Annotated in this window: 24 protein-coding genes; 14 read left to right on the forward strand and 10 right to left on the reverse strand. The window is 73.3% G+C overall.

All coding sequences use genetic code 11. The features are described from left to right. Positions 1-77: 77 nt before the first annotated feature. The 5 genes from moeZ to ACZ3YO_RS09220 form a co-directional block, all read right to left on the reverse strand. A complete protein-coding gene (moeZ, locus tag ACZ3YO_RS09200) occupies positions 78-1,256 on the reverse strand; it encodes an adenylyltransferase/sulfurtransferase MoeZ (RefSeq protein WP_465546214.1) in 1,179 nt (392 codons plus the stop codon). Between the two features lie 253 nt (positions 1,257-1,509). Beyond that, positions 1,510-2,511, reverse strand: coding sequence for an NAD-dependent epimerase/dehydratase family protein (locus ACZ3YO_RS09205; RefSeq protein ID WP_465566843.1), 1,002 nt, complete (start codon positions 2,509-2,511; stop codon positions 1,510-1,512). Positions 2,512-2,593: 82 nt separating this feature from the next. Then, positions 2,594-3,697: a hypothetical protein gene (locus tag ACZ3YO_RS09210; RefSeq protein WP_465566846.1), complete on the reverse strand. Its 1,104-nt coding sequence runs from the start codon at positions 3,695-3,697 to the stop codon at positions 2,594-2,596. A 98-nt stretch (positions 3,698-3,795) separates the two neighbouring features. After that, positions 3,796-5,367, reverse strand: coding sequence for a glycosyltransferase (locus ACZ3YO_RS09215; protein ID WP_465566849.1), 1,572 nt, complete (start codon positions 5,365-5,367; stop codon positions 3,796-3,798). A 419-nt stretch (positions 5,368-5,786) separates the two neighbouring features. Continuing rightward, the gene (locus ACZ3YO_RS09220; protein ID WP_465566852.1) at positions 5,787-6,716 is read right to left on the reverse strand and encodes an alpha/beta fold hydrolase; all 930 of its coding nucleotides are present in this window, start codon (positions 6,714-6,716) and stop codon (positions 5,787-5,789) included. A 222-nt stretch (positions 6,717-6,938) separates the two neighbouring features. On the opposite strand from ACZ3YO_RS09220, the gene ACZ3YO_RS09225 reads away from it, so the two are divergent. The 3 genes from ACZ3YO_RS09225 (at position 6,939) to ACZ3YO_RS09235 (ending at position 8,370) form a co-directional block, all read left to right on the forward strand. After that, entirely contained in the window at positions 6,939-7,598 is a 660-nt protein-coding gene (locus tag ACZ3YO_RS09225; protein ID WP_465546204.1) for a TetR/AcrR family transcriptional regulator, read from the forward strand. 131 nt (positions 7,599-7,729) lie between these two features. Beyond that, positions 7,730-7,957: a DUF3107 domain-containing protein gene (locus tag ACZ3YO_RS09230; RefSeq protein WP_396320712.1), complete on the forward strand. Its 228-nt coding sequence runs from the start codon at positions 7,730-7,732 to the stop codon at positions 7,955-7,957. A gap of 95 nt (positions 7,958-8,052) precedes the next feature. Beyond that, entirely contained in the window at positions 8,053-8,370 is a 318-nt protein-coding gene (locus ACZ3YO_RS09235) for a hypothetical protein (RefSeq protein WP_396320711.1), read from the forward strand. A 42-nt stretch (positions 8,371-8,412) separates the two neighbouring features. Here the strand turns inward: ACZ3YO_RS09235 and ACZ3YO_RS09240 are convergent, their stop codons facing one another. Next, positions 8,413-9,141 carry a ferritin-like fold-containing protein gene (locus ACZ3YO_RS09240; RefSeq protein WP_396320710.1) on the reverse strand — a complete coding sequence of 243 codons (729 nt, stop codon included), beginning with the start codon at positions 9,139-9,141 and terminating at the stop codon, positions 8,413-8,415. Between the two features lie 729 nt (positions 9,142-9,870). Between ACZ3YO_RS09240 and ACZ3YO_RS09245 the strand changes: the two genes are divergently transcribed. The 5 genes from ACZ3YO_RS09245 to ACZ3YO_RS09265 all read left to right on the forward strand — a co-directional run bounded on the left by ACZ3YO_RS09245 (position 9,871) and on the right by ACZ3YO_RS09265 (position 15,025). Continuing rightward, complete coding sequence (locus ACZ3YO_RS09245) at positions 9,871-11,619, forward strand: DEAD/DEAH box helicase (RefSeq protein WP_465566857.1); 1,749 nt, start codon at positions 9,871-9,873, stop codon at positions 11,617-11,619. 175 nt (positions 11,620-11,794) lie between these two features. Then, positions 11,795-12,676, forward strand: coding sequence for an alpha/beta fold hydrolase (locus ACZ3YO_RS09250; RefSeq protein WP_465566860.1), 882 nt, complete (start codon positions 11,795-11,797; stop codon positions 12,674-12,676). A 326-nt stretch (positions 12,677-13,002) separates the two neighbouring features. After that, positions 13,003-13,149, forward strand: a complete 147-nt coding sequence (locus tag ACZ3YO_RS09255) for a hypothetical protein (RefSeq protein ID WP_153882781.1) — start codon at positions 13,003-13,005, stop codon at positions 13,147-13,149. Positions 13,150-13,464: 315 nt separating this feature from the next. Beyond that, positions 13,465-14,103 carry a DUF6758 family protein gene (locus tag ACZ3YO_RS09260; RefSeq protein ID WP_396320707.1) on the forward strand — a complete coding sequence of 213 codons (639 nt, stop codon included), beginning with the start codon at positions 13,465-13,467 and terminating at the stop codon, positions 14,101-14,103. Positions 14,104-14,164: 61 nt separating this feature from the next. Next, a complete protein-coding gene (locus ACZ3YO_RS09265; RefSeq protein ID WP_465566865.1) occupies positions 14,165-15,025 on the forward strand; it encodes a PHP domain-containing protein in 861 nt (286 codons plus the stop codon). A gap of 69 nt (positions 15,026-15,094) precedes the next feature. On the opposite strand, the gene ACZ3YO_RS09270 is transcribed toward ACZ3YO_RS09265, so the two are convergent. After that, a complete protein-coding gene (locus tag ACZ3YO_RS09270; RefSeq protein WP_465566868.1) occupies positions 15,095-15,754 on the reverse strand; it encodes a suppressor of fused domain protein in 660 nt (219 codons plus the stop codon). Between the two features lie 459 nt (positions 15,755-16,213). Here ACZ3YO_RS09270 and corA point away from each other — a divergent pair, with 459 nt between their 5' ends. After that, positions 16,214-17,338 carry a magnesium/cobalt transporter CorA gene (gene corA, locus ACZ3YO_RS09275; RefSeq protein ID WP_396320704.1) on the forward strand — a complete coding sequence of 375 codons (1,125 nt, stop codon included), beginning with the start codon at positions 16,214-16,216 and terminating at the stop codon, positions 17,336-17,338. A gap of 25 nt (positions 17,339-17,363) precedes the next feature. On the opposite strand, the gene ACZ3YO_RS09280 is transcribed toward corA, so the two are convergent. Further along, positions 17,364-18,308 carry a DMT family transporter gene (locus ACZ3YO_RS09280; RefSeq protein ID WP_465566872.1) on the reverse strand — a complete coding sequence of 315 codons (945 nt, stop codon included), beginning with the start codon at positions 18,306-18,308 and terminating at the stop codon, positions 17,364-17,366. A gap of 187 nt (positions 18,309-18,495) precedes the next feature. Between ACZ3YO_RS09280 and ACZ3YO_RS09285 the strand changes: the two genes are divergently transcribed. The 5 genes from ACZ3YO_RS09285 (at position 18,496) to ACZ3YO_RS09305 (ending at position 22,865) form a co-directional block, all read left to right on the forward strand. Next, a complete protein-coding gene (locus ACZ3YO_RS09285) occupies positions 18,496-19,044 on the forward strand; it encodes a hypothetical protein (RefSeq protein WP_465566875.1) in 549 nt (182 codons plus the stop codon). 248 nt (positions 19,045-19,292) lie between these two features. Further along, complete coding sequence (locus tag ACZ3YO_RS09290; protein ID WP_465566878.1) at positions 19,293-20,576, forward strand: magnesium transporter MgtE N-terminal domain-containing protein; 1,284 nt, start codon at positions 19,293-19,295, stop codon at positions 20,574-20,576. A gap of 49 nt (positions 20,577-20,625) precedes the next feature. After that, positions 20,626-21,216, forward strand: a complete 591-nt coding sequence (locus ACZ3YO_RS09295) for a DUF1003 domain-containing protein (RefSeq protein ID WP_465546580.1) — start codon at positions 20,626-20,628, stop codon at positions 21,214-21,216. A gap of 56 nt (positions 21,217-21,272) precedes the next feature. Further along, positions 21,273-22,433, forward strand: coding sequence for an Mrp/NBP35 family ATP-binding protein (locus tag ACZ3YO_RS09300; protein WP_148643045.1), 1,161 nt, complete (start codon positions 21,273-21,275; stop codon positions 22,431-22,433). A 306-nt stretch (positions 22,434-22,739) separates the two neighbouring features. Then, positions 22,740-22,865 (forward strand): hypothetical protein, encoded by a 126-nt coding sequence (locus ACZ3YO_RS09305; RefSeq protein ID WP_465566881.1) that lies wholly within the window; start codon positions 22,740-22,742, stop codon positions 22,863-22,865. Between the two features lie 891 nt (positions 22,866-23,756). On the opposite strand, the gene ACZ3YO_RS09310 is transcribed toward ACZ3YO_RS09305, so the two are convergent. Together ACZ3YO_RS09310 and ACZ3YO_RS09315 are read right to left on the reverse strand one after the other, a co-directional pair. Beyond that, positions 23,757-24,587, reverse strand: coding sequence for a hypothetical protein (locus tag ACZ3YO_RS09310; protein ID WP_465566884.1), 831 nt, complete (start codon positions 24,585-24,587; stop codon positions 23,757-23,759). A gap of 1 nt (position 24,588) precedes the next feature. Then, a complete protein-coding gene (locus ACZ3YO_RS09315) occupies positions 24,589-25,425 on the reverse strand; it encodes a sigma-70 family RNA polymerase sigma factor (RefSeq protein WP_465566887.1) in 837 nt (278 codons plus the stop codon). Positions 25,426-25,462: the final 37 nt, after the last annotated feature.

Raw genomic sequence — 25,462 nt, forward strand, 5'->3', positions numbered from 1 at the left:
CGCGAACGCGAGGAAGGGCCCGCCGGAGCGGGCCCTTCCCGGGTGGTACCGCGGTCTTGGCAGACCGGCCGGGTCCTCTAGTAGACCGGCTTGTGCGGCTCGATCTGGTTGACCCAGCCGAGCACGCCGCCGCCCAGGTGGACGGCGTTGGCGAAGCCGGCCGACTTCACCACGGCCAGCACCTCGGCCGAGCGCACGCCCGACTTGCAGTGCAGCACGATCTTCTTGTCCTGCGGCAGCGACTCCAGGGCGTCGCCCATCAGGAACTCGTTCTTCGGGATCAGCACCGCGCCCGGGATGTTGACGATCTCGTACTCGCCGGGCTCGCGGACGTCGACCAGGAAGATGTCCTCCTTGTCGTCCTGCCACTGCTTGAGCTGCTTCGAGGTGATCGTCGAACCGGCGGCGGCGGCCTGCGCCTCGTCCGACACGACGCCGCAGAAGGCCTCGTAGTCGATCAGCTCGGTGACCGTCGGGTTCTCGCCGCAGAGCGCGCAGTTCGGGTCCTTGCGGACCTTCACCTGGCGGTAGTTCATCTCCAGGGCGTCGTAGATCATCAGCCGGCCGACCAGCGGCTCGCCGACACCGGCCAGCAGCTTGATCGCCTCGGTGACCTGGATCGAACCGATGGACGCGCAGAGCACGCCCAGCACGCCGCCCTCGGCGCAGGACGGGACCATGCCCGCCGGCGGGGCCTCCGGGTAGAGGCAGCGGTAGCAGGGGCCGTGCTCGGCCCAGAAGACGCTGGCCTGGCCGTCGAAGCGGTAGATCGAGCCCCACACGTACGGCTTGCCGAGCAGCACCGCGGCGTCGTTCACCAGGTAGCGGGTGGCGAAGTTGTCGGTGCCGTCCACGATCAGGTCGTAGCCGGAGAAGATCTCCATGACGTTGGAGTTGTCGAGGCGCTCCTCGTGGAGGATCACGTCGACGTAGGGGTTGATCTCCTTGACGGAGTCCCGCGCCGACTCGCCCTTGGAGCGGCCGATGTCGGACTGGCCGTGGATGATCTGCCGCTGCAGGTTGGACTCGTCCACCACGTCGAACTCGACGATGCCGAGCGTGCCGACGCCCGCCGCAGCCAGGTACATCAGCGCGGGCGAACCGAGGCCGCCGGCGCCGACGCACAGCACCTTGGCGTTCTTCAGCCGCTTCTGCCCGGCCATGCCCACGTCGGGGATGATCAGGTGGCGGGAGTACCTGCGGACCTCGTCGACGGTGAGCTCGGCGGCCGGCTCGACCAGGGGTGGCAGCGACACGGGGACTCCGATGGTCGTCAGTTCAGGTGGCCAGGGCCAACCTCTTGTGGCTTGTTGCGACGCCACCGAGGTGGCTCTGCTACGCCAACAGTGTCATGCCGCCCCGGTATTCCGAGACAGCCCGTCCGACTGGCGAGACGGGCTGCGTCGGATGCTGGGACCGGCCGGTCACACCGTTCCCGGGCCGGTCGGAGGCGCTGCGGCCCGCCACCACTGGGCTGTTGGCGCCTCCTGCCGCGCCGGCCGCCGGGGGTCAGACCCGGCAGGCCGTCTCCAGCCAGACGTCCCCCAACGACTCCTCCAGCGGCACCTGTGTCCGCCAGCCGAGACGGTCCCGGGCGGTCCGCACGTCCGCCTGCCGCCACGGCACCGGCTCGCCCGACGGGCCGCGCCCCTCGGCCTGCCGGGGCTCCGGCGAGCGGTGCCCCGGCAGGTGGTGCTGCCCCAGGTGCGGGACGCCGTGCTCGACCGGCCCGCCCGCCTGCGCGGGCAGCAGGACCTGCCGGTTCTCCTCCACGATCGCCCCCTCGAAGCCGGACGCCCGGACCAGCAGCTGGGCCGCCTCCCGGGCCCGGACGGCGTGCCCGCTGCCGATGTTGATCACCCCGGTGGCCGCCGAGACCGCCGCCGCCTGGATCGCCCGCGCGACGTCCCGGACGTCCACGAAATCCCGGTATCCGGACAGGTCCGGCATCCGCACCTGCGGCTCGCCCCGCTCCAGCGCCCGCCGCAGCCCCTCGGCGAGCCGCCCGAACAGCGAGGCCGTCGGCGCCCCCGGCCCCACCACGTCGAACACCCGCAGCACCGTCGCGTCCAGCCCCGAGGCCAGCACCAGCTCCGTCCCGGCGAGCTTGGACACCCCGTACGGGCCGACCGGCCGCGGCTCGGCGCTCTCCGACACCGGCACCCCGCCCGGCACCGGCCCGTACTCCGCCGCCGACCCGACGTGCACCAGCCGGGCCGGCTCCCGGCTGCGCCGGATCGCCTCGCAGACGGTGGCGACGGCCAGCGTGTTGGCCCGGATCAGGGTGCGGGAGCTGCCGTAGGTGGCGCCCGCACAGTTGATCACCACCTGGGGCGCGACCGCGTCCAGGAACCGGGCCAGCGCGCCCGGACTGCCGGCGGTCAGGTCGAAGCGGATGTCGGCCGAGTCACGCCGACCGAGCACCGTCACCTGCAACTCCTGGTCCACGAGCAGACGATCGGTGACCCGGCGGCCGATGAAGCCGTCGGCACCCAGCAGCAGCACCCTCATCGGGGGTGTCCTTCCACGAAGCGAGGTCGGGGACGACCTGGCGGACAGAGTTGACGGACAGAGCGTTGACGAGCAGGAAGAGTCAGCGGTGCGCCCCGGCCCGGCCGAGCACCGGCCACGCGTACGCCAGCAGCGCCAGCGCGACGGCCCCGCCGCCGAGCAGCCCGGCCGCCGCCGCGGACCGGCCCAGCGCGAGCGGGACGCCGGCGGCCACCGCCCCGGCGAGCGCGCCCAGCGCGGCCAGGCCGCCGCGGCCGCAGTGCGCCAGCACCGCGGGCAGCACCAGCAGCAGGCCCAGCACGCCCTGCGCCGCCCACTGGACGGGACCGGCGCGCTCGGCCACCAGGTGCAGCAGCCCGCCGTCGTGGCCCGGCCCGGGACGCGGGGCGACGGCGGTCAGCACGGCGAGCGCGGCGAAGCTGAGCACCGCCAGCACGGCCAGGTGCAGGACCACGGCCACCGGCAGCACCGGCCGCATCCGGGCGCGGAACTCGGCGAGCGTGCCCGCCGTCCGCAGATGGCCGCGGCCGATGTGCCGGAACCAGCGCCCGGCCCACTCGGCCGACCCGGCCGACAGCGCCGCCGCCAGCACCAGCGCGGCCGTCACCCGGCCGTCACCGGCCCCGCCGGTCGCCCCGGCGAGCGGGAGCAGCAGCAGCCCGGCCACCCCGGCCCCGTGGCCCAGGGCGTCCGGCCGCCACCGCCGCGGCCCGGCCGGGTGCGGCGCGCCCTGCCAGGAGGCGGCGGACGGGCCGGGTCCGAGGTCGACGGCGGTGGCGGGGCCGGGTGCAGAGAGTCTCGCCTCCGACGCTTCCGACGCCGCCGGTCCCGCCGCCGACGCCGGTCCCGCCCGCAGCAGCGTGAGCGCGGCGGCCGCCGGGAGCAGCACCGGCCACCGGCCACCGAGTGCGGCCGCCGCCGCGACCGGCAGCCCCGCGCACACCGACGCCCGCAACGCCACGCCGTAGCGCCTCGGCCGGCCCTCCTCCCCCGCCTCCTCCTCGTCGGCCGCCGGGGCCGCGGCCGGTCGGCGCGGCACCCGCGCGTACAGCTCCTCGGCGAGCCCGAACAGGTCCGCGTGCCGGCAGCGCGCCGCCGCCTCCTGGCCCAGACCGGCCTCCTCCAGCCGGACGGCGAGGTCCAGCGGGTCGACGGCCGGCTCGCAGAGCTCCCGGTGCTCCGCCATCACCTCCCGGACCGGATCACCGCAGAGCCCCGGCGCCGCGGGTGCCCCGGGCACCGCTGAAGCCCCGGTGGCCCCGGCCGCCAGACCGCCGCCCGCCATCAGACCGCCTCCGCGAGGGCGCCCGGCCGGTCGGCCGCCGCCTCCGGAGCGTCCCCGCCCGCCCCCGTACCCTCCGCGCCCTCAAGGCCCTCGCCCCGGCGGTCCGCCAGCCAGTACTCGGCGGGCCGGGCGAACGGGCGCGGCTGCGCGCCCGCCCCACCGCCGGCCGCGGCCGGGAAGGCCGGCCACTGCGAGACCAGCTCCAGGTAGATCTCCCGGAACGCCGCGATCACCGGCTCGACGGCGAAGCGTTCCTGCGCCCGCAGCCGCCCCGCCAGGCCGAGCCGCGCCCGCCGCTCCTCGTCCTGCAGCAGCGCCAGGCAGGCACCGGCCAGCGCCTGCGGGTCACGCGGCGGGACGAGCAGCCCGGTCGGCCCGACCACCTCCCGGACCACCCCGACATCGGTCGAGACCACCGCCCGGCCGCTCAGCATCGCGTCGGCCAGCAGCCGGGGGCTGCGCTGGGAGAGCGCCGAGAAGACCACCACGGTGGCGCCCTCCCAGGCCCGTGCGGTCGACTCCGGCCGCCCGGCGAACTCCACCGCACCGGCCACCCCCAGCCGCCCGGCGACCGCCTCGCAGTGTGCCCGGTAGCCGCGGACGGCCTCCTCGCCGTGGACCACCAGCCGCGCCGCGGGCAGCGCGGCCCGGACCCGCGCGAAGGCGTGCAGCATCAGCTCGGTGTCCCGGCCCGGCTCCAGTGCGCCCGCCCAGACCAGGGTCGGCTCGACGGGCTCCGGGCCGGCCGCCGCCCGGGCCACCGCCGGGGTGCCCTCGTGGACCACCCTGGTCCGCGCCGGGTCGGCCCCGCAGCGCCGCTGCCACTGCTGGTCGTGGGCGCTGCCTGGGGTCAGTATCGCGGCCTGCCGGTACGTCTCCTCGGTGAGCGCCCGGAAGAACGAGAGCAGCAGCGCCCGGACCGGCCACCGGTACGGCGCCTCGCGGTACCCGAGGTACTGCTCGCGCAGGTGCAGACCGTGCTCGGTGACGACGAACGGCACCCCGTGCATCTGCTTGGCCACCAGCGCGGGCAGTGCGGCCGGGCCGCCGCCGACCACGTGGCAGAGATCGGCACCACCGAGGCCGCCCGGTCCGGCGCCGTACCAGGGCGCGGAGAGCGGCCGCAGGCACTGCTCCAGCAGGTCCGCCGCGACCAGCACGTCGCAGACCAGCGGCTGCCCGGCCGAGGTGTCGGCGCCCGGGGAGCGCCACACCCGCTCCAGCGTGCGCCGCGCGTGCGCCGAGGCGAGGAACGCCGGCAGCGCGCCGTCCTCCCTGGCGAGCGCCGCCAGCTGGTACAGCCCGGCGCCGAAGGCGGTCCGCTCCCCCGGCATGACCAGTGCCCGGACCAGCTCCTCGTACGCCCGCCCGTACTGCCGTCTGCGCAGGGCTCCCGGCAGCCGGCCACCCGGCCGGTGCCCCCAGAGGGCCAGTTCGTGCACCCCGAGCCAGCGGCCCCGGGCGCCGGCCCCGACCCCCCGGCCCGCCAGCACGTACAACTCGAAGTCGTGCTCCCGCAGGCCTTCGGCCAGCCGGTCGAACCAGGTGCCGGTGCCACGCTCCGGACTCATGCGGACACCTTCGGTGAGCAGGGCAACGCGCACGGGAGACCTCCTTTGCTACCCCTTGCCGGGGCTTGCCCCCTCGGCAGGGGCGGTGCAGGCAAGGGCTTGCTACTCGAATGGGCATGAGGACCGCGGAGCCGCACGCCGGTACCCCTGCTTGCGGCCGCCTTCCGGATGCTCGGCGGCCGCGACTCCCCCACATGTGTTCGGTCCGACAGCAGAAAGGTAGGACCGGCCTCCGGCGATCCATCGGTCACATGCCTGGCTGCCACCTGAACGAGTGAACCGGCGTGACCTTGCCCCGGGCCGGGGCGTTACGGCGCACCAAAAAAACCGGGCGCGGACCGCTGTGCCCGGTCCGCGCCCTCACCCACGCCCTGGTCGCCCGCCTTCCCGGGTCCGCCCCGAGGCGCCCCCGCCCGCCCTCAGGCCCGCACGAGCAGCTCCCGCACCGCCCGGGCCACCTGCTCCGGGTGCTCCATCATCGCCACGTGCCCCGACTCCGGCAGCACCAGCAGCCGGGCGTCCGCGAAGGCGTTGCAGGCCCGCCGCGCCGAGCGGTAGGAGACCAGCTTGTCCCGCAGGCCGTACACCAGCAGCGTCGGCGCCGTCACCCGCCCGGCCTGCCGCCAGAGCGCCTGGTCCCCGCGCTCGGTGTAGGCGGAGACGATCCCGCGCGCCGAGCCGATGAGCGCCTCCATCGCGTGCGGCACCTCGCTGCGCCGGCGGTACTCCGCCACCGCCTCGGCCCGGGTGGCCGGGGACAGGCCCTGCGGGTCGCCGTAGATCAGCCGCAGCAGCCCCTCGGTGGCGTCCTCGGCGCTCCGCCCGTTCGCCGGCAGCCGGCGCAGCAGCGTGGGGACGCCGGGGACCGCGAGCAGGCCGGTCGGCCAGGCGGTGCGCTGCGGCGGCAGCTCGGGCAGCGCCGGCGAGATCAGGGTGAGGCTGCGCACGAGGTCCGGCCGGAGCGCGGCGAGCCGCACGGAGACGGCGCCGCCGAGCGAGTTGCCGAAGAGGTGCACCGGGCCGCGCCCGGCCGCCTCCAGGTAGCCGATCACCGCCCGGACATGCCCGGAGACGGTGAGGTTGCCGTCGGCGGGCGGCGCGGAGTGGCCGAAGCCGGGCAGGTCCACGGCCTCGCCGTCGACCAGGCCGGAGAGTGCGGCCATCAGCGCCGTCCAGTTGCCGGCCGAGCCGCCGAGCCCGTGGACGAAGAGGGCCGGTTCCCGCCCCTCGGCCGTGCCGGCGTCCGCGGCGGGCCGGTGGACCGCCAGCGCCGCACCGGGCACCTCGACCGTACGGAACGGTGCGGGCTCCCCCGCCTCTGTGCGTATCTGCTGCTCAGCGCTGCTCATGGTGGACGATGGTAGTGAGCCCCCGGCGGCGGGGCCCCGGGCGGGACCGACCGTCTCAGCTCATGTCACACCACTGCCGTTGCCCATGGTCAGCGCCGTATTGTGGGCTCCTGACAAGGGGGCTCCGTGCTTTTCTTCCGCTCGCCAAGCGCGAACGCGGTTACCGAAAAGTAGAATCGGTCATCTTGCCAGCCCCGAACAACCCGTGAAGTGAGGAGCGCCGTGACGGCCATCCAGGAGGCGCAGGAGCGCCCGCGCGGTGCCCGCCTGCCGCGAAGCGCCCGCCGTGAACAACTGCTCGGTGCCGCCCAGGAGGTGTTCGTCGCGCAGGGTTACCACGCGGCCGCCATGGACGACATCGCCGATCGCGCCGGGGTCAGCAAGCCGGTGCTGTACCAGCACTTCCCCGGAAAGCTGGAGCTCTACCTGGCGCTGCTGGACAAGCACTGCGACGCCCTGGTCGAGTCCACCCGCGACGCCCTGTCGACGACCACCGACAACAAGCTGCGGGTCGCCGCGACGATGGAGGCGTACTTCAACTACGTCTCCAGCGAGTCCGGCGCCTTCCGGCTGGTCTTCGAGTCGGACCTGACCAACGAGCCGGCCGTGCGCGAGCGCGTCGAGCGGGCCTCGGAGGCCAGCGCGACGCTGGTCAGCAAGGTCATCCAGGAGGACACCGACCTCCCCGAGGCCGAGTCCAAGCTGCTCGCCGCCGGCGTCTGCGGCCTGGCCCAGATCACCGCCCGCTACTGGCTCTCCCAGGGCCTGGAGATCCCGCGCGACGAGGCCGTCCGGCTGGTCGCCAGCCTGGCCTGGCGCGGCCTGAAGGGCTTCCCGATGCACCCCGGCTCCGAGCAGGCCGAGGGCTCCGCCGAGCAGTGATCCACCGACGTTCGCCTCGGCCTTGATCCGGTGCTCTATGGTGAAGCCGTACGGCGCGGTCGCCGCGATCGCCTGTCCCAGGCGGTCCGGAACCGCGCGTGGATGGCTGCAACCCCGGAGGGACGGAAGCCGTGGAGGTCAAGATCGGCGTGCAGAACGCGCCGCGCGAGATCGTGATCGAGAGCTCGCAGACTGCCGATGAGGTCGAGAGCGCGATCGCCAAGGCGCTGGAGGGCCCCTCGAAGCTCTTCGCGCTGACCGACGAGCACGGCCGCCGCGTCATCGTCCCGGCCGAGCGCCTGGCGTACGTGGAGATCGGCGAGCCGGCCGCCCGCAAGGTCGGGTTCGGCACGCTCTGAGCTGTTCCGCGGCACGGCGTGTACGGCCGGGAGGACCGGGGTACGGCGACAGTGCGGCCGCCCGAGCGCCGCACACCCGCCCCGGGGAGGCACCCTTGCTAGTCGAGACGCTCGCCTTCGCCCTCGTCGGCTTGATCGTCGGCGCTGCCGCGCTGCTTTCACTGCCCGCGTACTTCCCGGCCGGCCGGGGGCTGACGATGGGGACGGCACTGGTCTCGGCGCTGCTCGCCGGGGTGATCGCGCACTTCACGATGGACGGCGGGTTCCCGGCGGTCAGCATCGCGGTCTCGGCGGTCGCCTCGGCCCTGCTCACCTCGGTGCTGGCCCGACCCGACCTCGCCGCCGGGCGCCAGCCCGCCCACCGGCACCACCCGCACCGGGCCGGGGCCCACCGCCGGCACCGGCCCGCCTGACGGCCGCAGGCCCGCTCCCGCCGGGCGCGCGATCCACCAGGTCTAGGACGCGAGGCCCAGCGCGGCCATCCGCTTGGTGTGCGCCTCGGTGATCCGGTTGAACATCTTGCCAACCTCGACCAGGTCGAAGCCCTGTACGTGCATGCCGCCGACCAGCAGGTTGGAGAGCGCGTCCCGCTCGGCGACCACCCGCTGCGCCTGGCTCAGCGCCTCGCCCATCAGCCGCCGACCCCAGAGCGCCAGCCGGCCGCCGGCCCGCGGGTCGGCCTCGATGGCCTGCCGCACCTTGTCGACGGCGAACTGCGCGTGCCCGGTGTCCGACATCACGCCGAGGACCAGGTCGCGGGTGTCGTCGTCCAGGCGGACGGCCACCTCGCGGTAGAAGTCGGTGGCGATCGCGTCGCCCACGTAGGCCTTGACCAGGCCCTCCAGCCAGTCCGACGGCGCGGTCATCCGGTGGAACAGCTCCAGCGGTTCGACGAACGGCCGCATCGCCTCCTGCGGGTCGGCGCCCACCTCGTCGAGCCGGTCGTGCAGCCGCTGGTAGTGCTGGAACTCGGCGGAGGCCATCCGGGCCAGCGCGGCCTTGTCGGCGAGGTCCGGCGCGAGCTTGGCGTCCTCGGCGAGCCGCTCGAAGGCGCTCAGCTCGCCGTAGGCGAGGGCGCCGAGCAGATCCAGCACGGCCGCCCGGTAGCCGGGGTCGGCCGAGCAGCTCGCCCAGTCCCCGATCGAACCGGCCCCGTCGTCCTGCGTCTCACCATGGGTCTCCATGACCTGCCACCTTAGTGCCGACCGCCCTCCCGCACACGCATGGTGCGCCACCCGCCGCCCCGGCCCCGGGCCCGGCCGCCGCGCACCGCGCGAGCAGGCCTCCCGCCGCCCCGCAGGCCCTCCGAGCAGCGATGTCATGCGCGTCACGTGTTCGAGTCGGCCCGTCACGGTATGGTGGTAGGGAGGCCCGTAGTGCTCGCACGGTGTCACCGACGTCTCGGTGCGCCGGGCAAGCCCGCTCCGTAGCGGGACCGTCCCTCAGGACGTGTCCGTACCGGAAGCCGGGTACTCACGTACGCGGATGCCCGGTCGGAGAGCCGATCGGCTCCGACCATGGCTTGGACTTCAAGCCTTGGCACCGCATCAGTGGCCGAGCGAGGGCCGCCGCGGACCGCGCCGCCCGGCGCAAGGTCCCGCGCAGGTCCCTCACGGGAAATCCTCCCCGACGCCGCCGGAGACGCGCCCCTTGACCGGGCCGCGCGCACCGGCCGGCCGCAGGGACCGGCGCGGTTGTGCGTCCGCGCAGCTGTATTCAGGGCCCCCGGCCCGTACGCAGCCGCGCGGCTGCCCGCCGCTCTCTCGCTCTCGGCCCCACCACACGGAAGAGGCAGCACCCTGTCCACCACCGCTGAACCCACCAAGACCACTTTCCGGGACCTGGGGATCCTCCCGGAGACCGCCGAGGCCCTGGAGGCCGTCGGCATCATCCACCCCTTCCCCATCCAGGAGATGACCCTCCCGGTCGCGCTGACCGGCCACGACGTCATCGGCCAGGCCAAGACCGGCACCGGCAAGACCCTCGGTTTCGGCCTCCCGCTGATCGAGCGCGTCGTCGTCCGCGCCGACATCGACGCCGGCCGCGCCACCGAGGACCAGCTCTCCGACGGCCCGCAGGCGCTGATCGTCGTCCCGACCCGTGAGCTGTGCACCCAGGTCACCAACGACCTGCAGACGGCCGGCAAGGTCCGCGACGTCCGCGTGCTCGCGATCTACGGCGGCCGCGCCTACGAGCCGCAGGTCGAGGCGCTCAAGAAGGGCGTCGACATCATCGTCGGCACCCCGGGTCGCCTGCTCGACCTCGCGGGGCAGCGCAAGCTGGACCTGTCGAAGGTCCGCGCGCTGGTCCTCGACGAGGCCGACGAGATGCTCGACCTGGGCTTCCTGCCCGACGTCGAGAAGATCATCACCATGCTGCCCGCCAAGCGGCAGACCCTGCTGTTCTCGGCGACCATGCCGGGCCAGGTCATCAGCCTCGCCCGCCGGTACATGAGCCAGCCGACCCACATCCGGGCCGCCGCGCCGGACGACACCGGCCACACCGTGGCCAACACCACCCAGCACATCTTCCGGGCGCACTCGCTCGACAAGGTGGAGATGGTCTCGCGCATCCTGCAGTCCGACGGCCGCGGCCTGGCGATGATCTTCTGCCGGACCAAGCGCACCGCCGCCGACGTCTCCGACCAGCTGACCCAGCGCGGCTTCGCGGCCGGCGCGGTCCACGGGGACCTCGGCCAGGGCGCCCGCGAGCAGGCGCTGCGGGCCTTCCGCAGCGGCAAGGTCGACGTGCTGGTCTGCACCGACGTCGCGGCCCGCGGCATCGATGTCGAGGGCGTCACGCACGTCATCAACTACCAGTGCCCCGAGGACGAGAAGACCTACCTGCACCGGATCGGCCGCACCGGCCGGGCCGGCGCCTCCGGCACCGCCGTCACCCTGGTCGACTGGGACGACATCCCGCGCTGGCAGCTGATCAACAAGGCGCTGGACCTCAAGTTCAACGAGCCGGAGGAGACCTACTCCACCTCGCCGCACCTGTACGAGCTGCTGAAGATCGCCAAGGGCACCACCGGTGTCCTGCCGCGGTCGGAGCGGACCCGGGCCGGGCTCGGCGCGGAGGAGGTCGAGGACCTCGGCGAGACCGGCGGACGCGGTTCGCGTTCGGCCGGCGGCCGTGGCCGGGCCGCCGCGAAGGGCGGCTCCGGCAAGCCCGCCGCCGCCGTCGAGACCCCCGAGGAGAAGCCGGCCCGCCGGACCCGTGAGCGCCGCCGCACCCGTGCCGGCAGCGCGCTCGCGGCCGACGCGGTGACGGGCGCGCCCGTCGAGGGCGCCGCTGTGGTCGATGCCCCGGCGGCCCCTGCGGCTCCGGCCGTCGAGGGTGCCGAGGGCGAGGCCGCGGCTCCGCGCCGCCGCCGGCGCCGTCCGCGCAGCGCCGCCGCCGGCGAGAGCGCCGTCGCCACGGTGGCCGAGGCTCCGGCCGCGGTCGCCGAGACGGCCACGGCCACGGCCGCGACCGCCTCCGAGGAGAAGCCGGCCCGCCGCACCCGCAGCCGGGCCAAGGCGAAGGCCGAGCCGGCCGCCGAGGGCGCTGCGGCGCCCGAGGCCGCCGCGGACGCCCCGGCCGAGGCCCCGGCCCCGCGCCGCCGGACCAGGGCCCGCCGCCCGGCCGCCGAGGCCACCGAGGCGACGCCGGAGAGCTGACGCACCTGAGGCACCGCCCGGAGGGGGCGGCCCGGTCCCGCACGTCGGGGCGGGCCACCCCCTCCGGCGTTTCACGCCCCGGGGTGCGTCACGCCCACCCCCTAGGCTCAGGGTTACCGGCCGGTCAGTCCGTCCGGGCCACAGGAGAGCTGCAGGAGATCCAGGAGATCCGCCCATGAGCACGCCGCCGTTCCTCACCCTCCCCCGTTGTGCGCGTGCGCTGCGAGTGGCCACCGCCCGCGGGGAGTTCGCCGCCCTGCTGGCCGAACCGGCCGGCGCGGTACGCGGGTCGGCGCTGCTGGTGCCCGGGTTCACCGGCAGCAAGGAGGACTTCATCGCGCTGCTGGAGCCGCTCGCGGCGGCCGGCTACCGGGTGACCGCGGTCGACCAGCGCGGCCAGTTCGAGACCGGCGGCCCCGACGACCCCGCCGCCTACGCCGTCGACGCCCTGGGCGCGGACGTCCGGGCGCTCTCCGCCGTGCTGGCCGCCGACGGCGGCCCGCTGCACCTGCTGGGCCACTCCTTCGGCGGCCAGGTGGTCCGGGAGGCCGTGCTGGCGGCCGCCGCCGAGGGGCCGCTGCCCTGGCGGTCGCTGACCCTGATGTCCACCGGGCCGGGGGCGATCGAGCCGGGCGAGGCGGAGCGCACCAAGCTGCTGATCTCGGTACTGCCGACGATGAGCCTGGAGGAGATCTGGCAGGTGCTCCAGCAGATGGAGGAGGGCTCGGGCGACCCGGCCCGCCACCGGACCCCCGAGGTCACCGGGTTCCTGCACCGCCGCTGGCTGGCCAACGTGCCGCAGGCGCTCATGACCACCGGCAGCCACCTGGTCGACGCGCCGGACCGGGTGGACGAGCTGGCCGCGGCGGCCGGGGCGCTGCCCTCCCTGGTGCTCTCCGGCGTCCGGGACTACGCCTGGCCGGTCCCGGAGCAGACGAAGATGGCCGAACGGCTGGGCGCCCGCCGGGTGGTGGTCGAGGACGCCGGCCACTCCCCCAACGCCGAGCAGCCGGCCGCCACCGCCGAGGCGCTGGCCGGCTTCTGGAGCCGGGCCTAGCAGGTTCCGGTGCTTCCCACCGGCCCGGCCGGCGTCAGCACGGGACAAAATTCGTTAGTTACGGTAATATTTGATTCTGTCCGGGAATCATCGTCGACCCCGACGTCGGCGCGAATCAGCCGAAACCAGGACTTTACGGGCGAGCAACGACCCGGTAGCAGCACCACGACACCGTGGTTCACGCGGGACCAGAGGTCCTGGGCAAGCAGGGGGGAGCCCTTTTGCCACAGCAGACCGTCGACCGTTCGACGCGACAGACCCCGAAAGGGCTGATACCGACTCAGCCGCAACCGCCCCGCACCGCGGGGCCAGGAAAGGAGACGCCCATGCGCTTCGAGATCCTCCGACTGGACGACGCCAACGGCACCGCCACCGACCGACTGATCGCCGACGCCGAGACCGTCCGCGAGTTCGTCCAGGCCGCCGCCCGCACCGGCGAGCGCCTGCTCATCCGTCCGTGCCCGACCGTCTGACCCAGCGCGGCGCCTCCGACCGGGAGCCCTCACCCGCCGCCGAAGACCCGGGAACGTCCGATACCGACGTTCCGATACCCGACTGACGCCCCGTCGCCGCGATCGCCGATGACGGGGCGTCAGTGCGTCCGGGTCTCCCCGGCCCGCGGGACGGACGTTTGCCGCCGCCCGCCGCTGGACATTCCCTACCGGGAGCCGCCCGCACCGCGCCCACCCGGCGCCGGACGGACGCCCGCCACCGACAGGTGCCGCCGCGCCCTCCGTACGGGTGATCGTCCTTGACGCGGCGGTCCGGAGGGAGGAGCGTTGTCGGCTATGAGGGGCGAGCCAAGCTGCCCGAGGTGCGCCGGTCGGGTCCGCGCCCCCGGTCTGTTCTCAGACACCTGGCAGTGTGACCGGCACGGGGACGTGCACCCGATGCAGCCGGTGCTGCCCCCGAGCGTGGAAGCGCTCGGCGTCGCCGTCGCCCGTTCACAGGTCCCCGTCTGGCTGCCCTGGCCGCTCCCGGTCGGCTGGCTCTACACCGGCATCGCGCACGTCGGTGACGACGTCTCGGGCGCCCGGGCCACCGCCGTCGCCTGCTCCGGCCCGGCGCCGCTCGGCGGCTTCGGGGAGCTGGTGCTGGTCGCCGAGGAGCTGGGCGTCGGGCTCGGCGCCCGCTACGCGGGGCTGGCCGGCCCGGACCCGGGCGAGTCCGTCGCCCTCTACAAGCCCGCCGACGCCAAGCTGATGGCGGCCGGACGGCCCACCCCGATGTTCCACGTCCCGGACGCACCGGCCGACCGCGCGGTCTTCGTCGGCGAGGCCCGCGGGCTCTGGCTCTGGGCAGTGGCCTGGCCCGAGCAGTCGGCGCTGGTGATGTACGACGAGCTGGTCATCACCGACCTGCGCGAGGCCGGCGCCGAGCTGGACCTGCTCCCCTGCGGGGCCCTCTCCCCCCGCCTGCTCGGCTGAGCCCCGCGGGGGCCGCACTATCCTGGGCGGCACCCCGCCGCCCACCCCAGGAGCCGACTCCGTGCGCATCGACCTGCACGCCCACAGCAACGCCTCCGACGGCACCGACAGCCCGGCCGAGCTGGTCGCGGCGGCGGTCGCCGCGGGTCTGGACGTGGTGGCGCTGACCGACCACGACACGGTGGGGGGCCATGCCGAGGCCGCCGAGGCGGTGCACGCGCTGCCGGCCGGCACGCGGCTGACCCTCGTCCCGGGCGCCGAGCTGTCCTGCGTCGTGGACGGCATCAGCATGCACCTGCTGGCCTACCTGTTCGACCCGGCCGAGCCGGCGTTCGCGCAGGAGCGCGAGCTGGTGCGCACCGACCGGTTCCGGCGCGGACGGGCGATCGTCGAGCGGTGCCGCGCCCTGGGTGCGGACATCAGCTGGGAGCAGGTCGAGCGGATCGCGGGCGCCGGTTCGGTGGGCCGGCCGCACATCGCCAGCGCGCTGGTCGAGGCCGGCGTGGTGGCCACGGTCTCGGACGCGTTCACGCCGCAGTGGCTGGCCAACGGCGGGCGGGCAGACGTCCGCAAGCACGAGACCGACCCGGTCGAGGCGGTCCGGCTGGTCCGGGCGGCCGGCGGGGTGCCGGTCTTCGCGCACCCGGGCGCGGTCAAGCGCGGGCGGACCGTCTCCGACCGGGTGATCGCGGACCTCGCGGCGGCCGGGCTGGCCGCGCTGGAGGTCGACCACGTCGACCACGACGAGCCGGCCCGGGAGCACCTGCGCGGGCTGGCCGCCGAGCTCGGCCTGCTGACCACCGGGTCCAGCGACTACCACGGCAGCCGCAAGACCGTCCGGCTCGGCGAGCACACCACCGATCCCGCCGTCTACGAGGCGCTGGTGGCGCAGGCCACCGGCGCGAAGCCGATCGGGGGGTAGGCCCTCCCCGGCGCGCGAGCCGGGGTGCGGAAGCGCCCGGACGCTCGCCGATCCCGGCCTGAGCCGGTGTCAGTCCAGCGGTACCGCGCCGCGGTCGGGGTCGCGCAGGTCGGCGCCGTGCCGGAGCCAGCGCTCCTCCAGGGCGGCCGCGCCGTGCACGCGCTTCCAGCCGGCCTCGTTGGGCGTCATCGGCAGCAGCGGCAGGAACCGCACCGGGTCGGCCGGCTCGTCCAGCTCCAGATCGGGCACCAGGCCGCCCGGCTCGGCGGCCAGCACCGAGGTGAACGGCGCGCCGTCCCAGAGCGGGGAGCCGAGGTCCAGCGAGCCGCCGGGGGCCACCACCAGGCCCTCCACCTGCGGGGTCGCGGCGAAGGTGGCCAAGGTCCTGAGCACGCTGTCGCGCGCCCCACGGACCGTCAGGACCAGTTCGGCGCGCGGGCCGCGGACCTGGTCGGCGACGGTCGCGGTGGGGTCGGCCATCGGTGCGGCGGCCATCCCGAGCGTGGCGTAGCGGACCAGGCCGTCGGCGTCCGGGCCGAAGCGCAGCACCTCGATCCGGTCCGCGCCGAGGAAGGTGACCGCCGCGCGGCCGCTCGGTTCGCCGAAGGCGGTCAGCAGCCGGGCCTCGACGGCGGCCAGCACCGCCTCACGGGAGAGTCCGGAGGGGTCGTGGGAACCGCCGCCGGAGGCCGAGGAGGGGTCGCCGAAGAGCGGGAAGTCGTGCGCCATGCCGTGAGCGTAACCCGGGGCATCCGCCCGGTTGTCACGAGCGTCACGGGAACGCCGCAGCGGCAATGCCCGGTCAGATGTTAGTGTGAGCGACTGGCCACCGGGGATGCTTACCTCCTCCGGGGCAGCGGCGTGAAGGAGGTGGTTGCGGTGGATACCAGCCGACCATGCAGTACCGGCAGCTCTACCCGGCCCGGACGCCTTCCCCGTACCCCTCGTCACGCAGGCTGAAACAGCCCCAGCAGTAGCTGGGCCCGCCGCGTCCGTCGAGACGACCGAGGCAGTGTCAGGCCGGCCCGGGAGAGCACCCTCACCGGCGTCCGGTCGTTCCAGCGCGTGCCCCAGCAAGGCCGAGGACCGACCGCAGGCGCCCTTCCACCGGTGTTCCTTCGCCGTCGCACCACGGCCACTTCTGTCACCGCGCCGCCGTGCGGCGGCTCCTGCCCCAGGGAGCCTGCCATGTCGATGATCAACAGCCTGCGCGCCGCCGTCCGCACCAACCGCCGCCGCTCGGCGGCCGGCCTGTTCGACTCGATCCACCCGGGCGCGTCCACCTCGGCGGTGGTGGACTGCGCCGTCTACCAGCACGGCCGGCGACAGGGCGAGAGCTGCAGCCCGCGCGAGGCGGCCCGCCTCGTCAAGGCCTCGCAGCAAGTGCCGGACGGTGCAGGATCGTTCAGCTGGATCGGGCTGCACGAGCCGACCGAGGCCGAGTTCGAGGGCATCGCCCAGCGCTTCGGCCTGCACCCGCTGGCGGTCGAGGACGCCGTCCACGCGCACCAGCGGCCCAAGGTCGAGCGGTACGACGACGTCCTGTTCGCCGTCTTCAAGACGATCCGCTACGTCGAGCACGACCAGCTCACCCCGACCAGCGAGGTGGTCGAGACCGGCGAGCTGATGGTCTTCGCCGGGCGGGACTTCGTGATCACCGTCCGGCACGGCGGGCACAGCTCGCTGCAGGAGCTGCGGCACCGGCTGGAGGCCGACGCGGACGGCTCCGGGCTGCTCGCCAAGGGCCCGTCCGCGGTCCTGCACGCGATCGCCGACCAGGTGGTGGACAACTACCTGCTGGTCGCCGACCGGCTGCAGACCGACGTGGACGAGATCGAGTTCGACGTCTTCTCCAACAAGGGCGGCCGGGGCACCGACGTCGGCCGGGTCTACCAGCTCAAGCGCGAAGTGCTGGAGTTCAAGCGGGCGGTGGCGCCGTTGCTGCGGCCCATGCAGCAGCTCTCCGAGCCGTTGCAGCGGCTGGTCGACCCGGACATCCAGAAGTACTTCCGGGACGTCGCCGACCACCTCGCCCGGGTCACCGAGCAGGTGCACGGCTTCGACGAACTGCTCAACTCGCTGCTCCAGGCCAACCTGGCACAGGTCTCGGTGGCGCAGAACGAGGACATGCGCAAGATCACCGCCTGGGCGGCGATCTTCGCCGTGCCCACCATGATCACCGGTGTCTACGGCATGAACTTCGACTACATGCCGGAGCTGCACCACAAGTACGGGTACCCGATGGTGCTCGGCAGCGTCGTGCTGATCTGCATCGGCATGTACCGCGGCTTCCGCCGCAACGGCTGGCTGTAGAGCCCCGCCCGGGGCCGCCGGAGCGCTACTTGCGGCCCCCGCGGGCGACCAGGACCAGGCCGAGCAGGATCAGCACCACCGCCGGGTAGGCGGCCACCGGGGGCCACTGGCCGAGCCAGAGCGCGGCGATCAGCGCGGCCCCCGGGGTCTCCAGCAGGATCGCGGTGGAGGTGACGGACGGGCCCAGGGTGCGCACCACCCGGTTGCTCAGCGAGTGGCCGAGCAGCTGGGCGGTGACCATCAGCAGCACGATCTGCCACCAGGCCCCGGCCGGCCAGCCGCTCATCGTGGTCCCGGCGACCAGGCAGATCACCAGCAGCACCACCGCCGTGGTGGCGTAGCAGACCAGGGTGTACGCGGTGGTGCTGACGGTCCTGCGGACCTCGGCGCCCAGCAGCATGTACCCGGCCGCCGCGAGGCCGGCGCCGAGCGCCAGCGCGTCGCCGAGCATGGCGCGCGGGGACAGCGACATGTCGACGCCGGTGAGCACCAGCACGCCGGCGAAGGCCACCGACATGCCGGTCCAGACCAGCCTGGGCGCCCGCACCCCGAGCAGCCGCATCAGCAGGATGGTCCAGAGCGGGGTGGTGGTCACCAGCGCGGTCGCCGAAGCCACCGAGGTCATCCGCAGGCTGGGCATCCAGAGCGCGAAGTGCACCGCGAGCAGCGCACCGGCCGCCACCGCCAGCAGCAGCGCCCGTCCGCCGATCCCGCGCAGCTCGGCGCGGTGCCGCAGCAGCGCGTACGGGCCCAGCACGCCGACCGACATGACGTTGCGCCAGAACGCGATCGCCAGGGCGGGGGCGGCGGTGGCGCTGATCAGCGGCCCGGAGAGCGAGATGCCGGAGACGGAGACGGCGAGCAGCAGCAGGTCGAGCTTGGGGAGCGGGTGCGAGGGCACCCGGCCGGCCGCGGTGGCGGTGCGGCCGGAATCGGCGGGGGCGGCGGTCTCGGGCCGGGCGGCGGGCACGGCGCTCCTCTGGCTCGTCGTGAGGGTGCGGGCGGATCCTAAGGTAAGGCCCATGGGGCCGTCATGGCACTGTCGCCCGACGAGTGAGACGTCTCGTGGGCGTCCTGCGGGCGCGTCGCCGGGGCAGCGGTGTCCGCCAGGCAGGCAGTACTCCGACGACACGCCCCCAGGCCTTACGCTGTCCGCCATGGACCGTACGCCTGCCGCAGCCGCGACCGCCGACGACTTCCTCGACCGGGCTCTGCTGGAGGAGGCTGCCAAGAAGTCCGGCCTGCTCTGGGTGCGCGCGGACGGCCAGGAACAGAGCCGGGCGCTCTGGCACGCCTGGTACGACGGCGCGGTTGTGGTGGTCGGCGACGGCGGCGAGCAGCCGCTGCACGGACTCGCCGCCGGAGTCGGCGCGGTGGTCACCGTGCGCAGCAAGGACAAGGGCGGCCGGCTGACCGGCTGGCCGGCCCGGGTCACCGAGCTGACGCCGGGCGGCGAGGCCTGGCTCGGCGCCGTGGAGGAGCTCAAGGGCAAGCGGCTGAACGCGCCCGACACCGACACCATCGCCGACCGCTGGGCCCGCGAGTGCCGGGTGCTGCGGCTGGAGCCGGCCGGCGCGCTGGCCGAGCACCCCGGGGCCATGCCGGACACCTCGCACGCCGCCGCCCCGATGCCCACCCCCGCGACCACCCGGATGCCCATCCCGGCCGGGCTGCCCAAGCTGCTCCTCAAGCGCCGCAAGGGCTGAGCCCCACCCCGGGATCCTCCCGGATTCCCCTGGAGCCCCCTGGATCCCCCCCGGACCTCCCCGCAGCAGGAAGCCGGCCGGGCGGGCTTCCTGTGCGGCCGCGGAGCCGGCTCCCCCCCAGGTCACGCGCCCCGGCCGCGGGCCGTGCCTCGCCGGGCCGGGCCCGGAGTGCCCGGGTAGCCTTGGCCGCGGGGCGCTCCCCCGCGCCCGTGCGGGCGTCGAGCAGGTCGAACGAGGCGAGGGAGTCCATGGCAGGGGCAGGCAGCCGGGTCTTCATCTCGCACCTCTCCGGCATCGCCGTCTTCGACCCGAACGGCGACCAGGTCGGCCGGGTCCGTGACGTGGTGGTCTCGCTCCGCCTCGGCGGCCGCCCGCCCCGGGTGCTCGGGCTGGTGGTCGAGGTGATCGGCCGGCGCCGGATCTTCCTGCCGATGACCAGGGTGACCAGCCTGGAGTCCGGCCAGGTGCTCACCACCGGCGTCATCAACATGCGCCGCTTCGAGCAGCGCCCGTCCGAGACCCTCGTCCTCGGCGAGCTGCTGGACCGCACCGTCACCTGGAACAAGACCGGCCAGGAGGTCACCGTCCTGGACGTCGCGATGGTGCAGTCCCGGCTGCGCGAGTGGGAGATCAGCAAGGTCTTCGTCCAGGTCGGCCGGGTCGGCCGGCTGCGCAAGGCCAAGGGCGAGACGATCACCGTGGACTGGAAGGACGTCACCGGTTTCGCCCTCCCCGAGGAGAACCAGGGCGCCGCCAACCTGCTCGCCACCTTCGACCAGCTGCGCGCCGCCGACCTCGCCAACGTCATGCACCACCTCTCCTCCAAGCGCCGCGCCGAGGTGGCCGCCGCGCTGGACGACGAGCGGCTCGCCGACGTCCTGGAGGAGCTGCCCGAGGACGACCAGGTCGAGATCATCGGCAAGCTGAAGGACGAGCGCGCCGCCGACGTCCTGGAGGCGATGGACCCGGACGACGCCGCCGACCTGCTCTCCGAACTGCCCGGCGACGAGGCCGAGCGGCTGCTCCAGCTGATGGAGCCGGAGGAGGCCGAGCCGGTCCGGCGCCTGCTGAAGTACGAGGAGAACACCGCCGGCGGTCTGATGACCACCGAACCCATCGTGCTGGAGCCGGACGCCACCGTGGCCGAGGCGCTCGCCCGGGTGCGGGTCTCCGACAACAAGCCGGCCCTGGCCGCGCAGGTCTTCGTCTGCCGCCCGCCGAACGAGACCCCGACCGGCAAGTACCTGGGCACCGTGCACTTCCAGCGGCTGCTCCGCGAGCCCCCGTACACCCTGGTCGGCTCGCTGGTGGACGACGACCTCGACCCGCTTCCGCCGGACACCCCGCTGACGCTGGTCACCAGCTACCTCGCGACGTACAACATGGTCGCCGCCCCCGTGGTCGACGAGGCCGACCACCTCGTCGGTGCGGTGACCGTCGACGACGTGCTCGACCACCTGCTGCCCGAGGACTGGCGCGAGGCCACCCTGCACGGGCCGGCCGACGAGAGGGAGGTCACCGGTGGACGCTGACCGCAAGGGCCGGCGGGACGACAGTCCCCGCCAGCGCCTGCAGGGCGAGCTGCGGCAACTGCGCCAGCTGCGCGAACTGCGCGCCCGGGAGGGCGCCCGCGAACGGCGCGAGCCCTCGGCCGGCGGCCCCGCCCGCTCCCGGCTCGACCAGCCGCGGACGACCCGCCCCGGCCTGATCACCCTGCCGACGTACGACCCGGAGGCCTTCGGCAAGCTCTCGGAGCGGATCGCCCGCTTCCTCGGTACCGGGCGGTTCATCGTCTGGATGACGATCGTGGTGGTCATCTGGGTGGGCTGGAACACCGTGCTGCCGGACCAGGTCCACTTCGACGACTACCCCTTCATCTTCCTCACCCTGATGCTCTCGCTCCAGGCCTCGTACGCCGCGCCGCTGATCCTGCTCGCGCAGAACCGCCAGGACGACCGGGACCGCGTCAACATGGAGCAGGACCGCGCCCGCAGCGACCGCAACATCGCCGACACCGAGTACCTGACCCGCGAGGTGGCCGCGTTGCGCCAAGGCCTCGGCGAGGTCGCCACCCGGGCCTTCATCGCCTCGGAGCTGGGGAGCATCCGCTCCGAACTGCAGTCCCTGCTCAAGGAGATCGACGAGCGCCGGGAGACGTCCGAGGTGCTGTGACCGGCGGCACGCTACCGCCGGGTTAACCGGTACGCCCGGAGCCGTACCATCAAGGCATGGCCAACGAGACAGAGGTCGCGGCCGGCGTCACGGAGGAGTCCGTACGCCAGGCGCTGGCGACCGTCAACGACCCGGAGATCAACCGCCCGATCACCGAGATCGGCATGGTGAAATCGGTCGAGATCGCCGAGGGCGGCGCGGTGCGCGTCGCGGTCTACCTGACGGTCTCCGGCTGCCCGATGCGCGACACCATCGTCACCCGCGTCCGCGAGGCGGTCGGGAGGGTCCCCGGTGTGACCGGGGTCGAGGTGGAGCTCGACGTGATGAGCGACGAGCAGCGCAAGGAGCTCTCCCAGCTGCTGCGCGGCGGGGCCCCCGAGAGGGAGATCCCGTTCGCCAAGCCCGGCACGCTGACCCGCGTCTACGCGGTCGCCTCCGGCAAGGGCGGCGTCGGCAAGTCCTCGGTGACGGTGAACCTGGCGGCCGCGATGGCCGCGGACGGCCTCAAGGTCGCCGTGGTGGACGCCGACATCTACGGCCACAGCGTGCCGCGGATGCTGGGCGTCGAGGGCCGGCCCACCCAGGTCCAGGACATGATCATGCCGCCGCAGGCGAACGGCGTGAAGGTCATCTCGATCGGCATGTTCACCCCGGGCAACGCCCCCGTGGTCTGGCGCGGCCCGATGCTGCACCGCGCGCTGCAGCAGTTCCTGGCCGACGTCTACTGGGGCGACCTCGACGTCCTGCTGCTCGACCTGCCGCCCGGCACCGGCGACATCGCGATCTCGGTGGCGCAGCTGGTCCCCAACGCGGAGATCCTGATCGTCACCACCCCGCAGATGGCCGCCGCCGAGGTGGCCGAGCGGGCCGGCACCATCGCGGTGCAGACCCACCAGAAGATCGTCGGCGTGATCGAGAACATGTCCGGCATGCCGTGCCCGCACTGCGACGAGATGATCGACGTGTTCGGCACCGGCGGCGGCCAGACCGTCGCCGACGCGCTCACCCGGACCGTCGGTGCCACCGTCCCGGTGCTCGGCTCGATCCCGATCGACGTCCGCCTGCGCGAGGGCGGCGACGACGGCCGCCCGGTCGTGCTCGCCGCCCCCGACTCCCCGGCCGGCGCCGCCCTGCGCGCCGTCGCCGGCAAGCTCGGCGGCCGCCAGCGCGGCCTCTCCGGCCTCTCCCTGGGGCTCACCCCGAAGAACAAGTTCTGATCAACCACCGGGCTGGTCAGCGGCTGGGCACCTGCCCAACCTGCTGACCAGCCCGTTTGCCGTCACCAACTGTCAACGTTGGTCGCCCCTGGTAGACCTCGCACGGCCCAGCGACGGCCCCGGGACCCACCGCCCGGGACCGCCTTCCGCTCTAGCAGCCGATGGGGCGCCACCGATACACCCGGATGGCCTTGTCGAGCAGGTATGCTGAGACCTGTTCAGATCCCTCGCTGGTCGCAGTCGCCTCGGCACTCGGCCGGGGCTCCCGGTTCGCCGGGATTTTCTCACACAGCGAGGAGATCGAGCATGAGGAAGCGGACGACTGGCGGTACCAAGGAGAGCAAGATCAACCCGGCGGTAGTCGTGGTGGTGATCAAGCTCCTGGAGGCCGTTACGGCGATCGCGATCTGCGTGGAGCGGTTCAAGCGCTAGGCAGCGCCCTCATGATCGAGATGGACACCGGACGGAAGGCCCAGGTAAACGCAAGTGAGCCCGGCCGTTAGCTGATCGGCCGGACCCAACTCGGTTACTCCACACATGAGCCCGGTCTCTGCGCCAACAGAGATCGGGCTCCTCTGTTGGGAGCCTCTATGTCTTGCGTGACTCGAAGAGTCGAGAGAGCAAGGACTCATCTTGCTCATGAGCAAGATGACCTTGCACGTGCGCAAGTAGCGTGACTTGTTCACTATAACCCAGGCTATAGAGAGCAACTGAGAGGTTCGAAGAGCATCTACGAGGAACTGAGACGTTCTAACGAGGTTCCGAGATCCACAGACAGGTACGGCACAGAAACCTTCAGATCCGCTTACATCAAGCGTAGGTGCCGTTCGATGGACTGACACCTCCACCAACCAACAAGCTGGTCTCGCACCACTAGCTGCAGTCACGCGGGCGTTGGCGCGATCTTTGGCCGGTGTCCTGTCTGGTCTGGGGTCGAGCATGATCGGGGGGCCGTAAGCTGTTGCGACTCGGTCAGGGCTTCTGGGCCTGACCGCAATTTGGCCGAGTGGCCCCCCGTTCTTGCTCGACGCGGGTCCCGGGCCAGGGAGGTGGGTAAAGATCGCGTCGGCGCCCGCCCCCGGCCCCGGCGGGTTTGTCCTTACGTCGTCCGTCCGCCCTGGCGCGGCCGGCCGCCGCCGTCGCGGGGCGCAGACAGGAGCGGAGGCGAGCGGCGGGCCAGCGCCGCGAGCGAAGCTCGCCTTGACTCAGTAGCGAAACTCATAACACCCACTCCCACCCCACCCCTCTCTCTTCCTTCCCTACCCCTCTCCACCCGCCGGGCTTCGGGCAGGGGTCGCACGCGCACCGGCTACCGGCCTAACCTCAACCTCTCCCGGCACCCGAGTCAGGTCGCATGAGTACGGCGGTGGCATCGTCGTGGCACTTGCTGCGGGGCCAGCGACGCCCGTGCGGATCGGAGCGTTCAAGATCTCGCGTGTACTCGATGAGGCCGTGCGGCCCGTCGACATCGAGCTTGCGGAGAAGGTCCGGCCAGCCCAAGACACCGAAGTCATCCACTGCGCGGGCGGCTCCGTCGGTGAGGATCGCTGCCGTGTGAAGCTCGGACAGTGACACAGCTCCCGTCAGGCTCTGCTCGGCAGCTCCGGGCTCTGTGGAAGCAACCCAGTACCCATCGACGGTGTTCATGACCTCTCGCTGAGCCCACGCCAGGGCTACACGCCTCTCCCCCTCCTGCAAGTGCGCCAACTCTGGTTGCAGAGCGACGCGTTGCCGATCGGTAACCCCGGAGACGCGATGATCCGCGTGTACCTCTATCCCCGTTGAAAGACTGAGGGCGACGGTCGAGTCCGCGAGCGCGAGCCACTCGAAGGCTCCCCCCCGTACTCGGGCAACGGCCACCGTGGCCGAGGGCGTCATGGGGTTCGCCAAGTCGCATGTGTCCGCATGGAGTCGAGCTGTTGAAGCGATCGCGTCGGCCAGGCACTCGGTCAGGCTCGCCGGCCGCTCCGCGGCTTGCATGAAAATGGCCGCCCCGAGGTTCCTGACGAACCAGGGCACCCCGTGCACGCAGCCGGTCTCGACGGCACTTGGCAGGCCTGCTCCGTCGAGCACGACGACGGTCTCCGCACCGGCTATGACGAAGTCCTCGTTCGCCCGGCCCGGGTTCGGGGCCGACGCCGTCGCTATCAGCAACTCAGGCCGCCTCGTGGCGGAGCACACCCGTCAGGGCCTGGGTCGCAAGCACGCGCTTGGTACCTGCCTCGTAGTCACAGCCGATGACCATGGAGAACGGCTCGCTCCCGACTTCGCCGTACAGCTCGGCGACGTTCTCGGACAGGTAGCGAGCCACGCCCAGCGATCCGACCGCGTGAACACCGGCAACGAGTAGGAAGGTCCCGACACCGTCCGGTCGGGGCAGTCGCCCGAGGTAGGCCACGTCCGCCGGTCGGGGCGTCTCTGGATCGTCAGTCGGCGACGTGATGGCCTGGCCGCTTTCCCGGTCGATCAATGCCCACCGGCCGTCCGCCAGGGTCTCGAAGGACAGGCGGGGGTCGCCTGCGAGAGCTGTTGCGGTGACGGGCGAGGTCTTCGGTCCGCAGACGACCACCAGCCCATCGCGGTTCAGGTCGATCGCCCCGGTGGTGGGGATGTACTCAAGCTCGCCGTCGAGCTGAAGCCGGTGGGCCAGGTTGATCAGTTGCTGCCCCGTGGCGCTGTCCTCAACGGCAACGTAATCGCGCTCTCCCGGTCGCTGAGGCACTGCGACTGCCACACGATCGACGCCGAGGAAGGCACGCTCCGCCGGCGGGCCCGCATCCTTGAGTTGAGCAACCCTCGCGCGGCTGACGCCCATCAGCTTCGCCACCTCGGCCATGGAGAGGCCGTTCTGCCGGAGCCAGGCGATGCTTTCCTTCCGCATCCGGGACGTCTCGACCACCGCCGCTTGCAGCTCTTCCATGAGCTGAACAGCTTCTTTGACGCGGACTCGGTGGTCCTTGATGGCCGCGACGCGGCTGACTTCACTGATCACGGCCAGGTGCCTCCCATTCCACGTGAGGGATCCATGG

Source organism: Kitasatospora sp. NPDC022785 (assembly GCF_055561295.1).